We start from the raw sequence: 23,889 nt of genomic DNA, 5'->3' as shown, positions 1-23,889 counted from the left end.
GACTTTTACGCACGCTATTTTTTTCAGCATGTTAAGAATGTTATCCAGGAAGAGATAAACCCATCAGGAGAGATATTTGTCGAACCATTTCAGCGTCCTTTGCCAGGCAAGATCGGCAGCAGATTTGTCATAACGGGGCGTGGAATCATTATGGAATCCGTGATTAACCCCCGGATAAATATACGCTTCATAAACCTTATTATTAGCTTTCAACGCTGCCTCATAAGCGGGCCAACCTTCGTTGATTCGCGTATCCAGTTCAGCGTAGTGAAGCAGTAAAGGCGCGTCGATTTTCGCCACATCGGCGGTGGGCGCCTGGCGGCCATAAAACGGCACCGCGCAGGCCAGTTCCGGGTATGCCACCGCTGCCGCGTTCGAGACACCACCGCCATAGCAAAATCCCGTAATACCCACTTTGCCCGTGGCTTGCGGATAGCGTTGCATAAACTCAATCGCGGCAAAGAAATCATTCATCAGTTTGGTTGGATCAACCTGCTGTTGCAGCTCACGACCTTTATCATCGTTCCCCGGATATCCGCCCACGGAGCTTAAGCCGTCTGGCGCCAGAGCGATGTACCCCGCCTTCGCCACTCGCCGCGCCACATCTTCGATATACGGATTCAGTCCACGATTCTCATGCACTACCACCACGGCTGGCGTTTTGCCGCTCATCTTCGCAGGCTTCACCAGATAACCCCGAACCTCGCCGTGACCATTTGGCGAAGGATACGTGATGTACTCAGCAACAATCTCCGGGTCGGTAAACTCTACCTGAGTCGCCAGAGCATAATTTGGCTTGAGCAAATCAAACAACGCTAATGCCGTCATCCCGCCCACCGTATACTTCGTCGCCAGGTTGAGGAACTCACGTTTCGAGATTTTCCCGTGAGCGTAATAGTCGTAGTAATCCAGTAACTCTTGCGGGAAATCTTTGGCTGTTAAACGCGACATCGTTTCATTCCTCAACTGTTGTTTTTTTAAGCAAAGCATAAGCACGTGTTTTTGCCCAGTTTTTCGTCACTCTGTGAACCAGACTACGGGAGACACGCTGGCAAATTGCTAAACTAGAAACATTGTTTCGAAACTGAACGGTGAAAAGGAGATGTCATGGTCTGGTTAGCGAATCCCGAACGTTACGGGCAGATGCAGTACCGCTATTGCGGAAAAAGCGGTTTACGTCTGCCCGCGTTATCGCTCGGTTTATGGCACAATTTCGGCCACGTTAACGCGCTGGAATCACAGCGTGCGATCCTGCGCAAAGCCTTTGATTTGGGCATTACGCACTTTGATTTAGCCAACAACTACGGGCCGCCTCCAGGAAGCGCAGAAGAGAACTTTGGTCGTCTGCTGCGGGAGGATTTTGCTGCTTATCGCGATGAACTGATTATCTCTACCAAAGCCGGATACGATATGTGGCCCGGCCCGTACGGCTCTGGCGGTTCACGTAAATACCTGCTCGCCAGCCTCGACCAAAGCCTGAAGCGTATGGGTCTGGAATATGTTGATATTTTTTACTCTCATCGCGTCGATGAAAATACGCCGATGGAAGAAACCGCCTCTGCGCTGGCTCATGCTGTGCAAAGCGGCAAGGCGCTGTATGTCGGGATCTCTTCATACTCGCCAGAGCGGACGCAAAAAATGGTCGAGTTGCTGCGCGAATGGAAAATTCCGCTGTTAATTCATCAACCTTCATACAATTTACTGAACCGCTGGGTGGATAAAAGCGGCCTGCTGGACACCCTGGAAAATAACGGCGTGGGCTGTATTGCCTTTACTCCACTGGCTCAGGGATTGCTGACCGGAAAATATCTCAACGGTATTCCGGAGGATTCACGGATGCATCGCGAAGGTCATAAAGTTCGAGGTCTGACGCCGACAATGCTCACCGAAGCCAACCTCAACAGCCTGCGGTTATTGAATAAAATGGCACAGCAGCGCGGTCAGTCGATGGCGCAAATGGCATTAAGCTGGTTGCTGAAAGATGATCGCGTGACGTCGGTATTGATCGGTGCCAGCCGTGCGGAGCAACTGGAGGAGAACGTACAGGCGCTGAATAATCTGGCGTTTAGCACCGAGGAGTTAGCGCAGATTGACCAGCATATCGCCGATGGCGAGCTGAATCTGTGGCAAGCGTCATCCGATAAATAACGTGTTAATAACGGGCGCGAGAACCGCGCCCGAATCAGATCAGTGATTATGGCGAGTCAGTCGGTCAAGATAGCCCATCACAAACGCAGAGAGCACAAACGTCAGATGGATAATGACGTACCACATCAGTTTGTTATCAGGGACATTTTTCGCATCCATAAAGACGCGCAGTAAGTGAATGGAAGAGATCGCCACAATCGACGCTGCCACTTTGTTCTTTAGCGACGTTGCGTCCATTTTCCCCAGCCAGTTCAGCTTCTCTTTGTTCTCGGAGATATCGAGCTGCGAGACGAAATTCTCATAACCGGAAAACATCACCATCACCAGCAAACCGCCAACCAGCGTCATATCCACCAGCGACAGCAGAACGAGGATCAAATCAGATTCCGCCATCGAGAAGATATTCGGCAGTACGTGAATAATCTCCTGGAAGAACTTCAGCGCCAGGGCAACTAACGCCAGCGAAAGGCCAAAGTACACGGGGGCAAGCAGCCAGCGAGAAGCATACATTGCATTTTCAAGAAAACGTTCCATACATTCCTGTCGTGTAGTTAAAACGGGCAACAGTATATCGCAATTGAGTAAACAGCGCGCAACAGCAAATCAACATATACGTTAAACCGTTGTCGCATAAATCCGAGGTTTAGGGATCTTCCTGGTTCCCTGATTAACGCATTGAGAGCGTCTACCCTTATAGGACGTTGAACCTGAAGGGAGAAAAGCGATGTCTCATTTAAAAGACCCGACCACGCAGTATTACACTGGTGAATATCCCAAACAGAAACAACCGACGCCAGGCATCCAGGCGAAGATGACACCGGTGCCGGATTGCGGCGAGAAAACCTATGTTGGTAGCGGTCGCCTGAAAGATCGTAAGGCACTGGTGACAGGGGGCGATTCTGGTATCGGTCGTGCTGCCGCCATCGCTTACGCGCGTGAAGGCGCTGACGTGGCGATCAGTTATCTTCCGGCGGAAGAAGAAGACGCCCAGGATGTGAAAAAGATTATTGAAGAATGCGGACGCAAAGCCGTTCTGCTGCCAGGCGATTTAAGCGATGAGAAATTCGCCCGTTCGCTGGTTCACGAAGCGCACAAGGCGTTAGGCGGGCTGGATATTATGGCGCTGGTCGCCGGGAAACAGGTTGCCATTCCTGATATTGCAGACCTCACCAGCGAACAGTTTCAAAAGACCTTTGCCATTAACATTTTCGCGCTGTTCTGGCTAACCCAGGAAGCGATCCCCCTGCTACCGAAAGGTGCAAGTATTATCACCACTTCGTCAATCCAGGCATACCAGCCAAGCCCGCATTTACTGGACTATGCGGCTACGAAGGCGGCGATTCTGAACTACAGCCGTGGCCTGGCAAAACAGGTCGCGGAGAAAGGTATTCGGGTGAATATTGTCGCACCAGGCCCTATCTGGACGGCACTGCAAATTTCCGGCGGACAAACGCAGGATAAGATCCCGCAGTTTGGTCAGAAAACACCGATGAAACGTGCGGGGCAGCCGGCAGAACTAGCGCCTGTTTATGTTTATCTGGCAAGTCAGGAGTCGAGCTACGTCACCGCAGAAGTGCACGGCGTGTGCGGCGGCGAACATCTAGGCTAAAAAAATGCCCGGTTGTATGAAGCAACCGGGCATCATTTTTATTTCGCTTTAGCGGTTTCTTCGCCGACCAGGCCTATCTTCAGGTAACCCGCCTGATGCAGCGTATCCATAACCTTCATCAACGTCTCGTAATCGACGGTTTTGTCCGCTCGGAAGAAGATGGTGGTGTCTTTCTTGCCTTCGGTTAACGCATTCAACGCCGTAATCATTGTTTCATCGGTGACCGGATCGTTACCGATAAACATCGAGTTGTCTGCCTTCACCGACAGATAAACCGGTTTTTCCGGGCGCGGCTGCGGCGTGCTGGTAGAAGCAGGCAAGTTCACCTTCACATCTACCGTCGCTAACGGCGCCGCCACCATAAAGATAATCAGCAGAACCAACATCACGTCGATAAACGGCGTCACGTTGATATCATGCATTTCGCCGTTATCATCGAGGTTTTCGTTAAGATGCATTGCCATAGCGCATTACCCTGCACGTAATTTTTGTGCGACACGAACCGGATGCGCAGCGGCGCTGGCTTCCAGATCCAGGTCACGGCTTTGCAGCAACAGCACCTGCGCTGCGACATCGCCCAGCATCGCTTTAAAGCCGCCAATCTGGCGCGCGAATACGTTATAGATAACGACCGCCGGAATCGCTGCCACCAGGCCGATTGCCGTTGCTAACAGAGCTTCTGCGATACCCGGTGCTACCACCGCCAAATTCGTGGTCTGCGTTTGCGCAATACCGATAAAGCTGTTCATGATGCCCCAGACCGTACCAAACAGACCAACGAACGGCGAAATCGCGCCAATGGTTGCCAGATAGCCGTTACCGCGTCCCATTTGACGCCCCACTGCGGCGACCCGACGCTCCAGGCGGAAGCTGGTACGCTCTTTAATACCTTCGTTATCGTCGCTGCCTTCTGACAATTCCAGCTCGTTCTGCGCTTCATTGAGCAAATGCAGGCTTAAGCTTTTGCTACCAAAATCAGCGGCGATATCGTTGGCCTGGTTTAAGGAACGCGCTTCAGCCAGCAGTTGCTGCTCGCGCTTAAGGCGACGCTTCTGATTGAAGAACTCTACGCTCTTACTGAAGAAGATTGCCCAGGTGACTACGGAGGCCAAAATAAGCCCAATCATCACGCACTTAACGACAATATCGGCGTGCTGATACATACCCCAGACGGAAAGATCCGTCTGCATTAAATTATTACCCACTGTGTATCTCCAGGACGCAAGTCACAAAATCTGCGCATAATAATATCAAAACGACGTCGAATTGATAGTCGTTCTCATTACTATTTGCATACTGCCGTACCTTTGCTTTCTTTTCCTTGCGTTTACGCAGTAAAAAAGCCACCAGAACGCCATTTGCGAAAATTTTCTTCTTAATGCCAATTCTTCAGGATGCGCTCGCAATTATTCATGCTAGTTTAGACATCCAGACGTATAAAAACAGGAATACCGACATGGCGGACAAAAAGCTTGATACTCAACTGGTGAATGCAGGACGCAGCAAAAAATACACTCTCGGCGCGGTGAATAGCGTGATTCAGCGCGCCTCTTCGCTGGTTTTTGACAGCGTTGAAGCGAAAAAACATGCGACGCGTAATCGCGCCAACGGCGAGTTGTTCTATGGACGGCGCGGAACGTTAACCCACTTCTCGTTACAAGAAGCAATGTGCGAACTGGAAGGTGGCGCCGGCTGTGCACTGTTTCCTTGCGGTGCGGCAGCGGTTGCCAATTCCATCCTTGCTTTTGTCGAACAGGGCGATCATGTGTTGATGACCAACACCGCCTACGAACCAAGTCAGGATTTCTGTAGCAAAATCCTCAGCAAACTGGGCGTAACGACATCGTGGTTTGATCCGCTGATTGGCGCGGATATCGTTAAACATCTGCAACCAAACACTAAAATCGTCTTTCTGGAATCGCCGGGCTCCATCACCATGGAAGTGCATGATGTTCCGGCGATTGTCTCCGCCGTGCGCAGCGTGGTGCCGGACGCCATCATTATGATCGATAACACCTGGGCTGCCGGGGTGCTGTTTAAAGCCCTTGATTTTGGCATTGATGTTTCCATTCAGGCCGCCACCAAATATCTGGTAGGCCACTCGGATGCAATGATCGGCACTGCAGTATGTAATGCCCGATGCTGGGAGCAACTGCGGGAGAATGCTTATCTGATGGGACAAATGGTCGATGCCGACACCGCTTATATGACCAGCCGTGGCCTGCGCACTTTAGGTGTGCGTCTGCGTCAACATCATGAAAGCAGCCTGAAAGTGGCTGAATGGCTGGCGGAACATCCGCAGGTTGAACGGGTTAACCACCCTGCTCTGCCGGAAAGTAAAGGCCATGAGTTCTGGAAACGAGACTTTACAGGCAGCAGCGGACTATTTTCCTTTGTGTTGAAGAAAAAACTCAACGATGAAGAACTGGCGAACTATCTGGATAACTTCAGTTTATTCAGCATGGCCTACTCGTGGGGAGGATATGAATCGTTGATCCTTGCAAATCAACCGGAACTTATCGCCGCCATTCGCCCGCAAGGAAAGATTGATTTCAGCGGCACGTTGATTCGCCTGCATATTGGTCTGGAAAACGTCGACGATCTGATTGCCGATCTGGACGCTGGCTTTACCCGAATTGTGTAACATTGCCAAATTTGGACAATTTTGCAGACATTTAATTGTGAATAGTCTTAAATTGTTGCGTCCGGGATCAAGGCGTCCCGGACGATTCAGGAGTACAATAGGCAAATAAAGGCTTAAACGCTGTTCCACAGGAAAGTCCATGGCTGTTATTCAAGACATTATCGCTGCGCTCTGGCAACACGACTTTGCCGCGCTGGCGGATCCTCATATTGTTAGCGTTGTTTACTTTGTCATGTTTGCCACGCTGTTTTTAGAAAACGGTCTGCTGCCCGCTTCATTTTTGCCAGGCGACAGCTTGTTGATACTGGCTGGCGCACTGATTGCCCAGGGGGTGATGGATTTTCTGCCAACAATCGTGATTCTGACTGCCGCAGCCAGCCTGGGCTGCTGGTTAAGTTATATTCAGGGGCGTTGGCTAGGTAATACCCAAACGGTGAAAGGCTGGCTGGCACAGCTTCCGGCTAAATATCATCAGCGCGCCACCTGTATGTTTGACCGCCACGGTTTGCTGGCTTTGCTGGCTGGACGTTTTCTTGCATTTGTCCGCACGCTGCTACCAACCATGGCGGGGATTTCCGGTCTGCCAAACCGCCGCTTCCAGTTTTTCAACTGGTTAAGTGGATTGCTATGGGTCAGCGTGGTGACCGGTTTCGGCTATGCCTTGAGCATGATCCCGTTCGTTAAACGCCATGAAGATCAGGTAATGACATTCCTGATGATCCTGCCGATTGCCCTGTTAACCGCCGGCCTGTTAGGCACGCTGTTTGTGGTGATTAAAAAGAAATACGGTAACGCCTGACGTTTTTCTCCGTTCCCGGCGGCGATGCCGGGAACACATTTAACTCCCTTGCATCGCCCGCATTCTTGCCGCATCTTCCCCCGGCGTCACACCGAAGTAGCGTTTAAACTCACGGCTAAATTGCGACGCACTTTCGTAGCCGACGCGCATCGCCGCCGCGCTGGCCTTCATGCCATCATGGATTATCATCATCCGCGCCTTATGCAGTCGGTAGTTCTTCAAATACTGCAACGGTGAGGTGCTGGTGACAGACTTAAAATTATGGTGGAACGCTGAAACGCTCATGTTAGCTTCTGCCGCCAGTTGCTCGACGCTCAGGTTTTCGGTGTATTTATTCTCAATCCGTTTCAGCACGCGGCTAATCAGGCTGAAGTGAGTCTGACGACTGACCAGCGCCAGTAATGCGCCACCGCAAGGTCCGGTCAGCACGTAGTAAAGAATTTCGCGGATGATCTGTTTACCAAGAATGCGCGCATCCAGCGGTCGCTCCATCACGTCCAGTAACCGCTCCGCCGCGCATAAAATCTCTTCTGACAACGTAGCGGAGTTTATGCCACTGGCAGCCATCGACGGCTGGAAATGCTCATCTTCACCAATGTCCATCAACAGTTCCTGTAACTGCAAAATATCGACGTTGAGACGTAAGCCCGCTAATGGCACCTCCGGCGTGGCATAGGTTTCGCACTCAAACGGTAACGGCACCGTCAGCAGCAGATATTCATTGGCATCATAACGAAACACGCGTTCATTGATATAGCCGATTTTATGCCCGGAAAAGAGAATTATGATGCCAGGTTCATACATCACCGGCGTACGTGCGCCGGGGTTCTCGCCATACAATAAGCGCACATCGGGCAACAGCTCAGACAAACTATTTTCTTTATTTTTCAGGTTATTAATTTTGTCCGTCAGCAGGCGGCAAATCTCTTCACGTTTCATATCGCGTAATTTCTTAAGAATAATGCGGCAATTTGATTGTGCGCAATTTTGTAACATTTCTCCAGTACTCTGGAGAAATAGGCAAGACATTGGCAGAAATGAGCATTGAGAGCTGCGGCGCTGGCGACCACAATGAAAAACATCAGGCAGACCGATCTCTGCCCTAATATTGACCCAGCAAAGGGAGCAAGTAATGAACAACTTTAATCTGCACACCCCAACCCGTATTCTGTTTGGTAAAGGCGCTATCGCTGGTTTACGCGAACAAATTCCTCACGATGCTCGCGTATTGATTACCTACGGCGGCGGCAGCGTGAAAAAAACTGGCGTTCTCGATCAAGTTCTGGATGCGCTGAAAGGTATGGATGTGCTGGAGTTTGGCGGTATCGAGCCAAACCCGGCTTATGAAACGCTGATGAACGCCGTGAAACTGGTTCGCGAACAGAAAGTGACTTTCCTGCTGGCGGTTGGCGGCGGTTCCGTACTGGACGGCACCAAATTTATCGCCGCAGCGGCAAATTATCCTGAGAATGTCGATCCGTGGCACATCCTACAAACTGGCGGTAAAGAGATTAAAAGCGCCATCCCAATGGGCTGTGTGCTGACACTGCCAGCGACCGGTTCAGAATCCAACGCAGGTGCGGTGATCTCCCGTAAAACCACCGGCGACAAGCAGGCGTTCCATTCTGCCCACGTTCAACCCGTATTTGCCGTGCTCGATCCGGTTTATACCTACACCCTGCCGCCGCGCCAGGTGGCTAACGGCGTAGTGGATGCCTTTGTGCACACCGTGGAACAGTATGTTACCAAACCGGTTGATGCCAAAATTCAGGATCGCTTCGCAGAAGGTATTTTGCTGACGCTTCTCGAAGATGGCCCGAAAGCCCTGAAAGAGCCAGAAAACTACGATGTACGCGCTAACGTCATGTGGGCGGCAACCCAGGCGTTGAACGGTTTGATCGGCGCTGGCGTCCCGCAGGACTGGGCAACACATATGCTGGGACACGAACTGACTGCGATGCACGGTCTGGATCACGCGCAAACGCTGGCTATCGTTCTGCCTGCCCTGTGGAATGAAAAACGCGACACCAAGCGCGCAAAACTGCTGCAATATGCTGAACGCGTCTGGAACATCACTGAAGGTTCCGACGATGAGCGTATTGACGCCGCAATTGCCGCGACCCGCAACTTCTTCGAGCAATTGGGCGTGCCAACCCGCCTCTCCGACTACGGTCTGGACGGCAGCTCCATCCCGACATTGCTGAAGAAACTGGAAGAACACGGCATGACCCAACTGGGCGAAAATCATGACATTACGCTGGATGTCAGCCGCCGCATTTACGAAGCTGCTCGTTAAGCTTTTTCCTCCTCAAACTTTCGTTTTTGGGTATTTCGTCCAGACTTAAGTTCACACCAACTCACCGGAGCCTGCTCCGGTGAGTTCATATAAAAGGAGGAACGTATGGCTAATCCAACCGTTATTAAGCTACAGGATGGCAATGTCATGCCCCAGCTGGGACTGGGTGTCTGGCAAGCAAGTAATGAGGAAGTCATCACCGCTATCCAAAAAGCGTTAGAAGTGGGATATCGCTCGATTGATACCGCCGCTGCCTATAAAAACGAAGAAGGTGTCGGCAAGGCGCTGAAAAATGCCACTCTTGCCAGAGAAGAGTTGTTCATTACAACCAAACTGTGGAACGACGACCACAAACGCCCCCGCGAAGCACTGCTCGACAGCCTGAAAAAACTTCAGCTTGATTATATCGACCTTTACTTAATGCACTGGCCCGTTCCCGCTATCGATCACTATGTCGAGGCGTGGAAAGGAATGATTGAGCTGCAAAAAGAAGGATTAATCAAAAGCATTGGCGTCTGTAACTTCCAGATCCACCACCTGCAACGTCTGATCGACGAAACTGGCGTGACGCCTGTTATTAATCAGATCGAACTTCACCCGCTGATGCAGCAACGCCAGCTTCACGCCTGGAACGCTACGCACAAAATCCAGACCGAATCCTGGAGCCCATTAGCGCAAGGTGGGAAAGGCGTTTTCGATCAGAAAGTCATTCGCTACCTGGCGGATAAATACGGCAAAACACCGGCACAAATTGTTATCCGCTGGCATCTGGATAACGGTCTGGTGGTGATCCCGAAATCGGTCACGCCTTCACGCATTGCCGAAAACTTTGATGTCTGGGATTTTCGCCTCGACAAAGACGAACTTGGTGAAATCGCAAAACTCGATCAAGGTAAACGTCTCGGTCCCGATCCCGACCAGTTCGGCGGCTAACGCGCAAATTCTCCCGGTGGCGGTAATGTTCCGCTACCGGACTTTTCAGAAATCATTTATTCCCCTCACCTCCCGCCCGTTGTTACTCTTCCTTGTTCAGAAATGCCAAATTTAAGGACATCATCATGCAGAGCTGGAAGCTCTTAAAGCAACAAAGCATCTACAATATGGATAAACACGACGGTGAGGTGAAAAACAGATGAAAATAATACTTCTGTTTTTGGCGTTTTTTGCAAGCTTCACTACTCAGGCACAATCACCCTCGCTGACTGCTGAACAGACAGTTCGCCAGATTTATCAAAACTATAAATCTGATGCCAGCGCGCCTTATTTTGGTGAGACAGGAGAGCAGGCGATAACGTCTGCACGCATACAAAAAGCACTTACCCTGAATGATAATCTCACGCTGCCGGGCAATATCGGCTGGCTGGATTATGATCCGATTTGTGATTGTCAGGATTTTGGCGATCTGGTGTTAGAAAGCGTAGCAGTTACTCAAACGGATACCGATCATGCAGATGCCGTTGTGCGCTTTCGTACCTTTGACGACGATAAAGAAAAGACCACGCAAACGCTGAAAATGGTGGCAGAAAATGGTCGTTGGGTCATTGATGATGTCATCAGCAACCATGGCAGCGTCTGGCAGGCAGTTAATAGCGAGAATGAAAAAATCCTGGCAACACTAGCTTCATTACAAAAAGAAGAGCCTGAAGCCTTTGTCGCCGAATTGTTTAAACATATTGCAGATTATAGCTGGCCCTGGACATGGGTTGTTTCCGACACCTATCGTCAGGCAGTCAATGAATTTTATAAAACCACATTCAATAAAAACGGCAATTTCGATCAAGAGATGCAAATAGAACGGCAATTTATTTACGACAACCCGATCTGTTTTGGCGAAGAGTCGCTATTTTCTCGCGTTGATGAAATTCGTATCCTGAAAAAAACCGCCGATTCTGCCCGCATTCATGTTCGTATTGCGCTGACCAATGATAACAGTGAAGAGCAGGATTTAGTTTTACAGCGGCGCGAAGGAAAGTGGGAAATTGCCGATTTTATCCGTCCTGGCAGCGGGAGTTTACTTAAACAGATTGAAGCGAAAACATCCGCCAGATTAAAGCAATAAGCTGAATAAAATAAAAATTAATCGGAACAATAAATAAAAGGGAGCACGATATGAAAAATATTTTCACCGTGGGAGCACTCATTCTGGTAACCGGCTTATTAAGTGGTTGCGTCAATGAGCAAAAGGTCAATCAACTGGCAGGTAATGTACAAACATTAAATACCAAAATCGCCAGGCTTGAGCAGGATATAAAAGCATTACGCCCGCAAATCTACGCCGCAAAATCCGAAGCTAACAGAGCCAATACACGCCTTGATGCGCAGGACTATTTCGATTGCCTGCGCTGCTTGCGTATGTATGCAGAATGATAAAAACATCCCCGGCAGCATTCAGTTACCGGGGATGTTTTACTTAACGACCTGTCGCCGCTTTAGGGCGTTTCTTCGCACCGGCATTCACCGGGCGAGATTGCACAGGCGACGCTTTCTTTGTCGTAGCAGGCGTCTGACGCTGAGTCGCCATTGGCGTATGTTTGGTCAACGCCGGACGGGTGTTACGGTTCTGTCGGCGAGCTTCGCGCATCTCTTCAATGGTTGGCGCAGGCACTAAGCAATCGCGACGGCTGCCAATCAGATGCTTTTTACCCATCGCTTCCAGCGCCTGGCGGATTAACGGCCAGTTTGCCGGATCGTGGTAACGCAACAACGCTTTATGCAGACGACGCTGCTTGTCGCCCTTCGGCACGAAGACGTCTTCGCTCTTATAACCAATTTTCGCCAGCGGATTTTTGCCGGTGTAATACATGGTGGTTGAGTTAGCCAGCGGCGACGGATAGAAGTTCTGCACCTGGTCGAGACGGAAGCGATGTTTCTTCAGCCACAGCGCCAGATTCACCATATCTTCATCGCGCGTACCGGGGTGCGCGGAGATGAAATACGGGATCAGATACTGCTCTTTACCTGCCTGTTTCGAGTAGGTGTCGAACAGTTCTTTAAAGCGGTCATAGCTACCCATACCCGGCTTCATCATCTTCGACAACGGCCCTTCTTCGGTATGTTCCGGGGCAATCTTCAGATAACCGCCAACGTGATGGGTTGCCAGCTCTTTGATATAGCGCGGATCTTCCACGGCGATGTCATAACGCACACCGGAGGCGATCAGGATCTTTTTAATGCCTTTCAGATCGCGCGCGCGGCGATAGAGGTTGATCGTCGGTTCGTGGTTAGTGTCCATATGCGGGCAAATATCCGGGTAAACACACGACAAACGGCGACAAGTTTGCTCGGCGCGTGGTGACTTGCAGCGCAACATATACATGTTGGCAGTTGGCCCACCGAGATCGGAAATCACGCCCGTAAAGCCCGGAACGGTGTCGCGGATCGCTTCAATCTCATTGATGATCGAATCTTCCGAACGGCTCTGAATAATGCGCCCTTCATGCTCGGTAATAGAGCAGAAAGAGCAGCCGCCAAAGCAGCCACGCATAATGTTGACCGAGAAACGGATCATTTCGTAAGCCGGAATACGGGCATTACCGTAAGCCGGATGCGGCACGCGCTTGTACGGCAGCGCAAAAACGCTGTCCATCTCTTCGGTAGAAAGCGGAATAGCAGGCGGGTTGATCCACACATAGCGGTCGCCATGTTTTTGCATCAGCGCGCGGGCGCAGCCAGGGTTGGTTTCGTGGTGCAAAATACGCGAAGCATGAGCGTACAGCACTTTATCTGCCTTTACTTTCTCGAAAGAAGGTAACAAAACGTAGGTTTTTTCCCACGGTTTCGGGCGCGGCGGCTGCACGGTAACGGCATTGGCTTCCTGTTTTTTCGGAGCCACCGGTTTGTTATCCGCACACGGCAAATCTTCACCATACGGATGCGGGATCGGGTCGATTTTCCCTGGTGTATCAAGACGAGTAGAATCCACGCCGCTCCAGCCAGGCAGAGCCTCTTTCACGATAATCGCGGTATTACGTACATCGCGGATTTCGCTAATCGGCTCGCCCATCGCCAGACGATGCGCCACTTCCACCAGCGGACGCTCACCGTTACCGAACATCAGCATGTCGGCTTTGGAATCCACCAGCACGGAACGGCGCACGGTATCAGACCAGTAATCATAATGCGCGGTACGGCGCAGGCTGGCTTCAATACCACCGAGGATCACCGGCACATCTTTCCATGCCTCTTTACAACGTTGGGTATAAACCAGCGTGGCGCGATCCGGGCGCTTACCCGCGACGTTATCCGGCGTGTAAGCATCGTCATGACGCAAACGGCGATCGGCAGTGTAACGGTTGATCATCGAGTCCATATTGCCTGCGGTCACGCCGAAAAACAGATTCGGTTTACCCAGACGCATAAAGTCGTCTTTGCTGCTCCAGTCCGGCTGGGCGATGATCCCGACGCGAAAGCCCTGCGCCTCCAGCATACGACCGCAAATCGCCATCCCAAAGCTCGGGTGATCGACATACGCGTCGCCAGTAACCAAAATGATGTCGCAGCTATCCCAGCCAAGTTGATCCATCTCTTCACGAGACATCGGCAAAAACGGTGCCGGTCCAAAACAGGCGGCCCAGTACTGCGGCCAGGAGAACAGGTCGCGATCCGGTTGGATCAGGGAGATAGAGCTCATTTTGCTTCCAGAAATGATAAAAAAATAATCAAAGGCCGGGGATTATAAGCCGGAACGAAAGAGAAATCGAAAGGTATTCCATACTCGCCCTCCTCGGGCGAGTATGGCGATTAAGGCACTGGATTAACCAGCAACTGCCCAATAGAGCCGCGATCCGCCATTTCCAGTGTCTGGCTACCAAAGTAAAACGGGAAATGCGCCCAGGAAGGCTGACCGTAATAAACAAGCAGTTCCACTTGTCCATCAACCCAGACGGTATCTTTCCAGCCTCTGTCTTCCGGGAATGGCATTGCGCCATTCACGTTACGGATCTGGAACATCACACCTTCAATATGGAATGATTGCGGCTCGTCCGCGCGTACCGTCCAGCGTTCCCACGTTCCCTGCTGGGCAGCAACATCAATGCGATTAACGTCCCATAGCTGCCCGTTGATGCCGGGATCATCGCCCAGGCTAATATCACGGCTGCGAATCGGTGAACCGGCCATGATTTCAGTCGGTAACAAGCGCATCGGCAGGCTGTCAGTGACCAGCGGCAGAAGGCCGGTCGGGCGCAACGTTAGCACCAGCGTGGAAACCAGAATGCTGGACGGCTCAAAGAAGCCACGAATACGATCAACAATGCTCGCCGCTTCGCCACAGGTGATAGACACTTCATCACCGTTGCTCATATCCACCAGAATTTCACGGCGTTCGCCCGGCGCCAGCGAAAGCTGCTTCACCGACACGGGAGCAGGCAGGAATCCCTGATCGCCAGAAATCACGTGCAACGGACGACCATCGCTCATCTGCAGTTGATAGCGACGGGAGTTCGATGCGTTCAGCAGGCGCAGGCGCACCCAACCGCGCGAAACTTCAACGTACGGGCTTTGTACACCGTTGACCAGCAGCGTATCGCCAACAAAGCCGCCACTTCCCGGTTCGTTGTATTCTGGCGTACCAAAGTTATCCAGCCGTTTATCCTGGATAATGACAGGAAAATCATCCACACCATAATGGTTAGGAATGGGCAGCGACTTGCTGACTTCATCTTCCACCAGCCACATCCCGGCAAGGCCGTTATAGACCTGCTGCGCCGTGCGGTTGGGGGTATTAGCGTGATACCACAAAGTCGCAGCATTCTGGCGAATTGGCAGCACAGGCGCCCAGTCAGCGTTTGGCGACATCATGCGTGCCGGACCGCCCATCAGTGGACCTGGCACTTGTAATCCAGCCACTGTCATTGAGACATTTTCTGTCAGTCGGTTGCTGTAAATCAGCTTAACATCGTCGCCCTTCCAGACGCGAATAGTCGGCCCCAGGTAGCGACCATTGATACCCCAAACCGACGCGCGCGTTCCTGGCGTAAATGACCAGTGCGCACGTTGTACTGTCATAAATAGCGGTTGCCCACGGCGAGATTCAAGCAGCGGCGGAACGGGCAGTGGTTGCTGTTGACCGGCTGCGCTTGCCTTCAGGGGGACAGCACCTGCACACAGTGCGATCCCCGATGCCTGAATGAACTGACGCCGACTGAGTGACATATTTGCTCCATGTAAAACTGGCTAAAGTAATACCGTGCAGGAAAACATCCCCGCAAAAAACAGATTGCCGACTTAAACTTTTCCGGCGGCTTCGCGCTCTGCGACTTCTTTATCGAGCTCGGCGATTTTTTGTTCCATTATCGAACGACAATGAGCAGCCAGCTCGCGAACCTGATCTTTACCATATTGACTGATGTCAATTGGCGGCAGCATTTCTACGATCACTAAACCATTATTCAGTCGATTAAGATTAATCTTATTCGAAGTCGTGGAAACACACACGGGAATAATCGGGACGCCTGCCGCAATTGCCGCATGGAATGCCCCAGTTTTAAACGGCAACAGACCGCGACCACGGCTGCGCGTTCCTTCCGGGAACATCCAGATGGAAATACGGCGTTTTTTGAAGTGATTCACCACTTCCGCGATAGTGCCGTGCGCCTTAGTACGGTTGTTTCTGTCGATCAATAAGTTGCCGGTTAACCAGTACAACTGCCCAAAGAAGGGGATCCACAGCAAACTCTTTTTACCCACTGTAACCGTCGGCGGCTGCACGATGTTCGATGCTGTCACCATGTCATAATTGTTCTGGTGGTTAGCAATATAGATAGCATTACCATAGCTTTCAGCATCTGCAGGTTTGCGACACTCAACTTTCAGCCCGTACAGCGGCGCAAGGCGCCCAAACATATGCCCGAAGGTGGCTACATGCTTTGGATTTCGCGGGCTGAAAAGGCAGTAAATGGAGCCGAAAACACAGACTAAGATGCTGTAAATAACGGTAATAATAAGACGAAAGATATATAGCATAACACCCTCTGAAGATCTGAGAGACTGGCATTGTACGTCACCTGAAATCAGGTTAGGGCATTGTTAAAAGCCGCTCTCTGGAAAAGCGTATTGTTAATCGCAACGCATGAATAAACAACGGTTTCAAGGGAATTTTTATCGTTTCCTGGGGCTGATTACGCTGCCGGATGACGACTTAACGTGTCATCCGGCGTTCCTTACAAACGGGAGAAAGCCCCTCCGGCATGTTACTCTTCGCTATCGCTACTGCTGGCGCGGTGAGGTGAGTCAATCTCGACACGGTCGATACGCTGTAAACCGCGCATCAAGGTGCCACGGCGACCACGCTCACCGGTCACTTTCAGCAACTCTTCCGGGCGCAGTTTGATTTTGCGTTTCCCGACATGAATAGTCAGAGTGCTCTGCGGCGGCAGTACATACAGGTGTGCCAGACCATCCTCGCCCCGCGCAGCTTCTGCCGATGGGATGTTGATGATCTTGTTGCCTTTACCCTTCGACAGTTGCGGAAGCTCACTTACCGGGAACATCAACATACGTCCTGCCAGGGTGATAGCCAGTAGCATATCAGAGGCATCTTCAATCACTACTGGCGGCATAACATGCGCATTTTCAGGTAAGGTAATCAATGCTTTACCTGCACGGTTACGGGCAACAAGATCATTAAAGGTGCAGACGAATCCATAGCCAGCATCGGAAGCCATCAACAGTTTCTTATCGTCGCTTTCCATTAGCATGTGATCAACAGTGGCACCTGGCGGTAACGTCAGTTTACCGGTGAGTGGTTCGCCCTGACCACGCGCCGACGGCAGCGTAATCGGGTCGATGGCGTAGCTACGACCAGTGGAATCAACAAATACCACCGGTTGGTTGCTCTTGCCTTTCACCGCCGCTTTGAAGCTATCGCCCGCTTTATAGTTCAGGCCTGGTGCGTCGATGTCATGGCCTTTGGCGCTGCGTACCCAACCCATCTGTGACAGCACAATGGTAACGGGTTCGGACGGCAGCATATCGTGCTCGCTCATCGCTTTCGCTTCTTCGCGTTCCTGCAACGGCGAACGGCGATCGTCGCCATAGGCTTGTGCGTCGGCCTGTAGCTCTTTCTTCAGCAGGTTATTCATCTTGCGCTCGGAAGCCAGAATGCTCTGCAACTGGTCGCGCTCTTTTTCCAGTTCGTTCTGCTCACCGCGAATCTTCATCTCTTCCAGTTTGGCGAGATGACGCAGTTTCAGTTCGAGGATCGCTTCCGCCTGGGTTTCCGTAATGCCAAAACGCGACATCAGTGCCGGTTTCGGTTCATCTTCATTACGAATGATCTCAATCACTTCGTCGATATTGAGAAACGCCACCAGCAAACCTTCAAGAATATGCAGGCGCTTGAGGACTTTCTCCAGACGATAATTGAGACGGCGGCGCACGGTATCGCGACGGAACACCAGCCATTCGGAGAGGATTTCCAGCAGGTTTTTCACCGCCGGACGCCCATCCAGACCAATCATATTGAGGTTGATACGATAGCTCTTTTCCAGATCGGTCGTGGCAAACAGATGATTCATCACCTGATCCATATCCACACGATTAGAACGCGGCACAATCACCAGACGGGTCGGGTTCTCGTGGTCAGATTCATCGCGCAGATCGTCAACCATCGGCAGCTTTTTGTTGCGCATTTGCGCAGCAATTTGCTCCAGTACGCGCGCACCAGAAACCTGATGCGGTAAGGCGCTGATAACTACCGCGCCATCTTCTTTCTTCCACACCGCGCGCATACGCACAGAACCACGACCGTTCTCGTAGATTTTACGGATCTCGGCGCGGGAGGTGATAATTTCCGCTTCGGTCGGGTAGTCCGGGCCCTGAACAATATCCAGCAACTGGTCAAGCGTGGTTTTCGGCTGGTCGATTAAAGCGATTGCCGCCTGGGCGACTTCACGCAGGTTGTGTGGCGGAATGTCCGTCGCCATCCCGACAGCAATACCGGTGGTGCCGTTAAGCAAAATATTCGGCAAGCGAGCAGGCAGCATTTTCGGCTCCTGCAAAGTGCCGTCGAAGTTTGGCACCCAGTCCGCCGTCCCTTGCCCCAGCTCACTCAATAACAGCTCAGAATATTTCGACAGGCGGGATTCGGTATAACGCATTGCCGCGAACGATTTCGGATCGTCCGGGGCCCCCCAGTTTCCCTGCCCATCAACCAGCGGATAACGGTAAGAAAACGGCTGCGCCATCAGTACCATCGCTTCATAGCAGGCGCTGTCACCGTGCGGATGGTATTTACCCAGTACGTCACCCACAGTACGGGCCGATTTTTTAAATTTGGCGGTAGCATTCAGACCCAGTTCTGACATCGCATACACAATGCGGCGCTGAACAGGTTTCAGACCATCACCAATAAACGGCAACGCACGATCCATGATGACGTACATGGAGTAGTTTAAGTAGGCGTTTTCCGTAAATTCATGTAGCGCAAGGCGCTCTGCCATATCGCTCATTAATTCTGATTCCTCAACTTATTCGCCAGCCTTCAAAGGGGCAATATTGCCGGAGATACTACATTATCTGTCGCGTCGAGTCACAGGAGATCAGTGTGAATAGTGCCGCCGGACGTGCTCCGACGGCGATAAAGGCATCAATGTGCCTTGATATACAACTCTTTGCTGTAGACATAATCCTGGGGATTATGCAGCGGGAAACCGCCAACGTAAGGTTTAAGCAGTTTGATCAGTGGCTGATAGTAGACAGGAATGAGCGGTGCCTGCTGGTTGATAATGGCCTCTGCCTGTTGATACAGCGCATTACGCTTTGTCGCGTCAGTGGTCTGAGCGGCCTGGTTTAGTAACGCGTCATACTTTGCATTTTTCCAGTGGCCGACGTTCTCTTCACTATCGCTTTTAAGCGTGTTCAGGAAGCTGGATGCATCATTATATGTCGCATCCCACGACTGCCGCGACAACATGAAATCACCGCTACGCCGGGCATCGAGATACGTTTTCCACTCCATTGTGCGCAGCGTCACCTGTGCGCCAAGCCATTTTTTCCATTCGGAAGACAAGGCTATCGCCGTTTTTTCATGCAGATCGTACTTGTTGTAGAACAGTTCAAAGCGTAGCGGATGAGAGGCGTCGTATCCCGCTTGTTTCAGCAAGGCTTTTGCCATCGCAACACGCTCACCCATTGGCTTTTGCAGTTCCTCGAACGTTGGCGCACGAAATCCTTCTACCTCTGGCGGTGTCAGCGTTGTTGCGGGCGTTCGCAACCCAAGTATCTTTTGCGCGATTAACGGCCTGTCGACCGTAAGATACAACGCCCGCCGCACACGGGCGTCATCAAACGGCGGTTTCCGGGTGTTGAAGTTGTAATATTCGCTGTTCAGACGCGGGATAATTCGCAGCTCGCCAGGAAGTGATTTTTCGATTGCAGGAATTTGCTGCGCCGGAACCCAGGTGAGATCAACCTCTCCCGCGCGATAGCGGTTATAGCCGGTGACCGAATTATCCAGCGCCAGATACTCAACCTGCTGCAAGACAGTATGCTCTGCATCGCGGTATTGAGGATTTTTTCGCGCTGTAATCTTTTCGTTAACTACCCATTTATCAAGCACAAAAGCGCCGTTGTAAACCATATGTCCAGGCTTACTCCAGCTATCGCCATACTTCGCAATCACATGATGCGGAACCGGAAACAGCGTCGGCCAGGCGAGCATGGTCGTGAACCAGGGAACGGGTTGCTCAAGCGTGACTTCAAGAGTGCGATCATCGGTAGCCTTCACACCCAGCGATGCAATATCCGCTTTACCTGCCACAATAGCCGCTGCATTTTTAATATGCGCCTGTGCCAGATAGCCGGCAAAAGGGCTTGCCGTTTTGGGGTCAACCGCGCGCTGCCAGCCGAGGACAAAATCCTGTGCCGTTAAGGGCTGGCCATCAGACCACTGTAAGCCGTTACGTAAATGGAAAACATAGCGTTTGCCGCCATCTGACACCTCCCATGATTCGGCCTGAGCGGGTTGCACTTTGCCTTCACTGTCTATCCATACCAGACCTTCAAACAGATCCAGCACAATCTGCGCAGCAGTATTCTCCTCAACCTTTTGCGGGTCGAGCGTACCTGGGTCGCTATGATTGTTGTAACGAAAGACTTGTTGCGGGGCGAGCGGTGTGTTGGCGGGAACGTCAGCAGCATAGAGAGGAGCCGCACTTACCAGGCTGACCAGCCATAATAAATTTCGCGTATACATGGTATTCCTTACCGGAGAAATTATAAGCCCGACAACAATACGCCGGTGAGATTGTTAGCTCAAACTTATAGCGAGTGATTTGGCTCACACTCCGTTAAAATATTTCCCGTCACGCCAACGGCACATAGACATCTGTTTCCAGCCGTTGCTCTGACATCCCTTCAGCCAGATTAGTGTAGTGAAACAGTATCGGCGCTTTACGTATTTTCTCTCCGCTTTCAGGCAGCCACTGACGAATGATGCCCCATACTGTGCGCGAAATATCGTCCAGTTCGCCAACGTGACGAGCCACGGCATAACGTCCTCCATCAAGCTCACTATTACTCACGCCATAACGATTCTCCGGAATCGCTTCGCTAACGCTGCCGCAGATATCAAAGCGAAACGCTTCCGGCGCGGTGCTGGCAGGATCATCCCAGGCGACGCCAAATGTCTGGCTTTGGTTAACAGGGGAAAGTCCCGTCTCTTTGCGCCACATGATAAATTTCGCCACGCTATAGTTGAGCAACTCAGGGCTACAACGATGCGGCAACAAAGCCACGCGGGTTGAAGGGAAATTGATGATGTTCACGGCCAGTGCCTGGTTTTTCATGTTGCCTCCCTGCGAAATTATTCCCGGGAACGCGTCCCGGGAGCGGTAACAATTACGGATTCACTTTACGAATCTGTTTAACGTCGATCTCAACTGAGTTCCAGTCTTTATCGACCTCCCCCTGAATCTCAACCGTATCTTTCGGTGTCACCGTTACACCGTTCCAGCGTTTGTGGTCGATATCGACATTGATAGTACCGCTGGCATCTTTGAACACGTAGAGATCGTCAGAGATGCGTTCAACGATATTGCCGCGCAGAGTTACCCAGGTATCATCACGCAGGGATTTTGCGTTTTCTACGTTAGTTACACTGCCGTTCGGCCCCTGAAATCCTCCGGCCTGATTTTGCGTTGCTGATGGTCCAGAAAAACCACCCTGCTCTGCTGCCATAACTGGTGCGCTACACAGAGCCATTACTGCAATTACTGCTGCTAATTTTTTCATGTTTGTTACTCCCTTTAATGTCTGTTTTCGAACATTAAACAAGATACTCCTTAACAACTTCTTAAGAAAAAAAAAGAAAATTTAGTACTGTACAGAGCGCGTTACAACACGGTTTACTGACAACGAATACAGCTATCGCAGGGATGAAAAGATGCGAATTTTACTGATAGAAGATGACATGCTGATTGGCGACGGCATCAAAACAGGTCTTAGTAAGATGGGCTTTAGTGTTGACTGGTTTACGGAAGGTCGTCAGGGAAAAGAGGCGCTTTATAGCGCACCTTATGACGCAGTAATCCTTGATCTAACCTTACCAGGAATGGATGGTCGCGATATTTTGCGCGAATGGCGGGATAAAGGTCAGCGTGAGCCAGTATTAATCCTGACCGCGCGCGATGCCCTGGCGGAACGCGTGGAAGGTTTGCGTCTGGGAGCCGACGATTATCTTTGTAAACCTTTTGCATTGATAGAAGTCGCAGCCAGGCTGGAAGCTCTGATGCGCCGAAGCAACGGGCAAGCCAGCAATGAGCTACATCACGGTAACGTAATGCTCGACCCAGGCAAACGTATCGCCACCCAGGCCGGCGAACTCTTAACGCTGAAGCCAAAAGAATTTGCCCTGCTGGAATTACTGATGCGTAACGCCGGTCGGGTACTGCCGCGCAAACTGATTGAAGAAAAACTGTATACCTGGGACGAAGAGGTCACCAGCAATGCCATCGAAGTGCATGTGCATCATCTGCGACGTAAGCTCGGCAGCGACTTTATTCGCACCGTTCACGGTATTGGCTACACATTAGGTGAGAAATGAAATTTACCCAACGCCTTAGTCTGCGAGTCAGGTTGACGCTGATCTTTTTGATTCTGGCCTCGGTGACCTGGCTACTCTCCAGCTTTGTCGCCTGGAAACAAACAATTGATAATGTCGATGAGTTATTCGATACCCAGTTGATGCTGTTTGCCAAACGGTTAAGTACGCTCGATCTTAACGAAATCAATGCGGCAGATCGTATGGCGCAGACACCGAATAAATTAAAACACGGTCACGTAGATGATGATGCGCTGACCTTTGCTGTCTTTACTCACGACGGCAACATGGTCCTTAACGATGGCGATAATGGCGAAGATATTCCCTATAGCTATCAACGTGAAGGGTTTGCTAACGGGCAACTGGTAGGTGAAGACGACCCCTGGCGTTTTGTCTGGATGACATCCCCCGATGGTAAGTATCGCATCGTTGTTGGCCAGGAGTGGGAATACCGTGAAGACATGGCGCTGGCGATTGTCACCGGACAGCTCATTCCCTGGCTTATCGCGCTGCCTATCATGTTGATTATCATGATGGTACTACTAGGTCGTGAACTCTCGCCACTAAACAAACTGGCGCTGGCGCTACGTATGCGCGATCCTGACTCGGAAAAACCGCTCAACGCTGACGGTGTACCCAACGAAGTGCGTCCGCTGGTCGAGTCGCTGAATCAACTGTTCGACCGTACTCATACGATGATGGTTCGTGAACGACGCTTTACCTCCGATGCTGCTCACGAACTGCGTAGCCCGTTAACGGCGCTGAAAGTACAAACCGAAGTTGCGCAGCTCTCTGACGACGATCCACAGGCACGGAAAAAAGCACTGCTTCAATTACATTCCGGGATCGATCGCGCCACCCGCCTTGTTGATCAACTGCTCACTCTGTCGCGGCTCGACTCGCTGGATAACCTTCAGGATGTCGCGGAGATCCCACTTGAAGATCTCCTGCAATCGTCGGTAATGGATATTTACCACACGGCGCAGCAGGCGAAAATTGACGTGCGGCTGACGCTCAACGCACAGGGCATCAAACGCACCGGACAACCGCTATTGCTAAGTTTGCTGGTACGAAATCTGCTGGATAACGCCGTGCGCTACAGCCCACAAGGCAGCGTGGTGGACGTCACGCTGAATGCCGATAATTTCATCGTGAGGGATAACGGCCCCGGTGTGACGCCAGAGGCACTGGCGCGAATCGGCGAACGTTTCTATCGCCCACCGGGACAAACCGCCACCGGCAGTGGGCTTGGGCTGTCGATTGTCCAGCGGATCGCCAAATTGCATGGCATGAATGTTGTGTTTGGGAATGCAAAACAAGGTGGATTTGAGGCGAAGGTGAGCTGGTAGTGGTG

At 51.4% G+C, this 23,889-nt stretch carries 22 protein-coding genes; 10 read left to right on the top strand and 12 right to left on the bottom strand.

Annotated features, from left to right (window positions below; genetic code table 11):
* Positions 1-63: 63 nt before the first annotated feature.
* On the bottom strand, positions 64-951 hold the full coding sequence (gene yghX, locus C3D30_RS02420; protein ID WP_010348720.1) for a YghX family hydrolase: 888 nt from the start codon (positions 949-951) through the stop codon (positions 64-66).
* A 156-nt stretch (positions 952-1,107) separates the two neighbouring features.
* On the opposite strand from yghX, the gene gpr reads away from it, so the two are divergent.
* Entirely contained in the window at positions 1,108-2,148 is a 1,041-nt protein-coding gene (gpr, locus tag C3D30_RS02415; protein ID WP_105286402.1) for an L-glyceraldehyde 3-phosphate reductase, read from the top strand.
* 39 nt (positions 2,149-2,187) lie between these two features.
* On the opposite strand, the gene C3D30_RS02410 is transcribed toward gpr, so the two are convergent.
* Positions 2,188-2,682 carry a TIGR00645 family protein gene (locus tag C3D30_RS02410; protein ID WP_000439331.1) on the bottom strand — a complete coding sequence of 165 codons (495 nt, stop codon included), beginning with the start codon at positions 2,680-2,682 and terminating at the stop codon, positions 2,188-2,190.
* 190 nt (positions 2,683-2,872) lie between these two features.
* On the opposite strand from C3D30_RS02410, the gene yghA reads away from it, so the two are divergent.
* On the top strand, positions 2,873-3,757 hold the full coding sequence (gene yghA / locus C3D30_RS02405; RefSeq protein ID WP_105286401.1) for an NADP(+)-dependent aldehyde reductase: 885 nt from the start codon (positions 2,873-2,875) through the stop codon (positions 3,755-3,757).
* A 38-nt stretch (positions 3,758-3,795) separates the two neighbouring features.
* Here the strand turns inward: yghA and exbD are convergent, their stop codons facing one another.
* Positions 3,796-4,221: a TonB system transport protein ExbD gene (exbD, locus tag C3D30_RS02400; protein ID WP_001240712.1), complete on the bottom strand. Its 426-nt coding sequence runs from the start codon at positions 4,219-4,221 to the stop codon at positions 3,796-3,798.
* A 6-nt stretch (positions 4,222-4,227) separates the two neighbouring features.
* The gene (exbB, locus tag C3D30_RS02395) at positions 4,228-4,962 is read right to left on the bottom strand and encodes a tol-pal system-associated acyl-CoA thioesterase (protein WP_000527844.1); all 735 of its coding nucleotides are present in this window, start codon (positions 4,960-4,962) and stop codon (positions 4,228-4,230) included.
* Positions 4,963-5,213: 251 nt separating this feature from the next.
* On the opposite strand from exbB, the gene metC reads away from it, so the two are divergent.
* Entirely contained in the window at positions 5,214-6,401 is a 1,188-nt protein-coding gene (gene metC / locus C3D30_RS02385) for a cystathionine beta-lyase (protein ID WP_010348724.1), read from the top strand.
* A 139-nt stretch (positions 6,402-6,540) separates the two neighbouring features.
* Positions 6,541-7,200, top strand: coding sequence for a DedA family general envelope maintenance protein YghB (gene yghB, locus C3D30_RS02380; protein WP_000268434.1), 660 nt, complete (start codon positions 6,541-6,543; stop codon positions 7,198-7,200).
* A 39-nt stretch (positions 7,201-7,239) separates the two neighbouring features.
* Here yghB and yqhC read toward each other — a convergent pair whose 3' ends face one another.
* Entirely contained in the window at positions 7,240-8,139 is a 900-nt protein-coding gene (gene yqhC, locus C3D30_RS02375) for a DNA-binding transcriptional regulator YqhC (RefSeq protein WP_000817719.1), read from the bottom strand.
* 193 nt (positions 8,140-8,332) lie between these two features.
* Between yqhC and yqhD the strand changes: the two genes are divergently transcribed.
* From yqhD to yqhH, 4 genes are all read left to right on the top strand, one after another.
* On the top strand, positions 8,333-9,496 hold the full coding sequence (yqhD, locus tag C3D30_RS02370; protein ID WP_105286399.1) for an alcohol dehydrogenase: 1,164 nt from the start codon (positions 8,333-8,335) through the stop codon (positions 9,494-9,496).
* Positions 9,497-9,601: 105 nt separating this feature from the next.
* Entirely contained in the window at positions 9,602-10,429 is an 828-nt protein-coding gene (dkgA, locus tag C3D30_RS02365) for a 2,5-didehydrogluconate reductase DkgA (protein ID WP_000013160.1), read from the top strand.
* Between the two features lie 199 nt (positions 10,430-10,628).
* Positions 10,629-11,555 carry a YqhG/Tai3 family protein gene (locus tag C3D30_RS02360; RefSeq protein WP_105285419.1) on the top strand — a complete coding sequence of 309 codons (927 nt, stop codon included), beginning with the start codon at positions 10,629-10,631 and terminating at the stop codon, positions 11,553-11,555.
* 50 nt (positions 11,556-11,605) lie between these two features.
* On the top strand, positions 11,606-11,863 hold the full coding sequence (gene yqhH / locus C3D30_RS02355; protein WP_105285418.1) for a lipoprotein YqhH: 258 nt from the start codon (positions 11,606-11,608) through the stop codon (positions 11,861-11,863).
* 43 nt (positions 11,864-11,906) lie between these two features.
* On the opposite strand, the gene C3D30_RS02350 is transcribed toward yqhH, so the two are convergent.
* The 7 genes from C3D30_RS02350 to ygiW form a co-directional block, all read right to left on the bottom strand.
* Complete coding sequence (locus tag C3D30_RS02350; RefSeq protein ID WP_105286398.1) at positions 11,907-14,126, bottom strand: YgiQ family radical SAM protein; 2,220 nt, start codon at positions 14,124-14,126, stop codon at positions 11,907-11,909.
* A gap of 110 nt (positions 14,127-14,236) precedes the next feature.
* A complete protein-coding gene (ftsP, locus tag C3D30_RS02345; RefSeq protein ID WP_000059392.1) occupies positions 14,237-15,649 on the bottom strand; it encodes a cell division protein FtsP in 1,413 nt (470 codons plus the stop codon).
* A gap of 72 nt (positions 15,650-15,721) precedes the next feature.
* Positions 15,722-16,459 carry a 1-acylglycerol-3-phosphate O-acyltransferase gene (gene plsC / locus C3D30_RS02340; protein ID WP_000965724.1) on the bottom strand — a complete coding sequence of 246 codons (738 nt, stop codon included), beginning with the start codon at positions 16,457-16,459 and terminating at the stop codon, positions 15,722-15,724.
* 227 nt (positions 16,460-16,686) lie between these two features.
* Positions 16,687-18,945: a DNA topoisomerase IV subunit A gene (parC, locus tag C3D30_RS02335; protein ID WP_001281916.1), complete on the bottom strand. Its 2,259-nt coding sequence runs from the start codon at positions 18,943-18,945 to the stop codon at positions 16,687-16,689.
* Between the two features lie 137 nt (positions 18,946-19,082).
* On the bottom strand, positions 19,083-20,690 hold the full coding sequence (locus C3D30_RS02330; RefSeq protein ID WP_000288653.1) for an ABC transporter substrate-binding protein: 1,608 nt from the start codon (positions 20,688-20,690) through the stop codon (positions 19,083-19,085).
* 109 nt (positions 20,691-20,799) lie between these two features.
* Positions 20,800-21,282 (bottom strand): AraC family transcriptional regulator, encoded by a 483-nt coding sequence (locus tag C3D30_RS02325; protein WP_000795660.1) that lies wholly within the window; start codon positions 21,280-21,282, stop codon positions 20,800-20,802.
* A gap of 52 nt (positions 21,283-21,334) precedes the next feature.
* The gene (ygiW, locus tag C3D30_RS02320) at positions 21,335-21,727 is read right to left on the bottom strand and encodes an OB fold stress tolerance protein YgiW (RefSeq protein ID WP_000731637.1); all 393 of its coding nucleotides are present in this window, start codon (positions 21,725-21,727) and stop codon (positions 21,335-21,337) included.
* Positions 21,728-21,878: 151 nt separating this feature from the next.
* Here ygiW and qseB point away from each other — a divergent pair, with 151 nt between their 5' ends.
* Positions 21,879-22,538 carry a quorum sensing response regulator transcription factor QseB gene (gene qseB, locus C3D30_RS02315; protein ID WP_001221480.1) on the top strand — a complete coding sequence of 220 codons (660 nt, stop codon included), beginning with the start codon at positions 21,879-21,881 and terminating at the stop codon, positions 22,536-22,538.
* Complete coding sequence (gene qseC, locus C3D30_RS02310; protein ID WP_016159777.1) at positions 22,535-23,884, top strand: quorum sensing histidine kinase QseC; 1,350 nt, start codon at positions 22,535-22,537, stop codon at positions 23,882-23,884. Before qseB ends, qseC begins: the two co-directional genes overlap by 4 nt.
* Positions 23,885-23,889: the final 5 nt, after the last annotated feature.

The organism is Escherichia sp. MOD1-EC5433 (assembly GCF_002966005.1).
Lineage (GTDB): Bacteria > Pseudomonadota > Gammaproteobacteria > Enterobacterales > Enterobacteriaceae > Escherichia > Escherichia ruysiae.
This window is presented reverse-complemented; position numbering and strand designations above follow the sequence as displayed.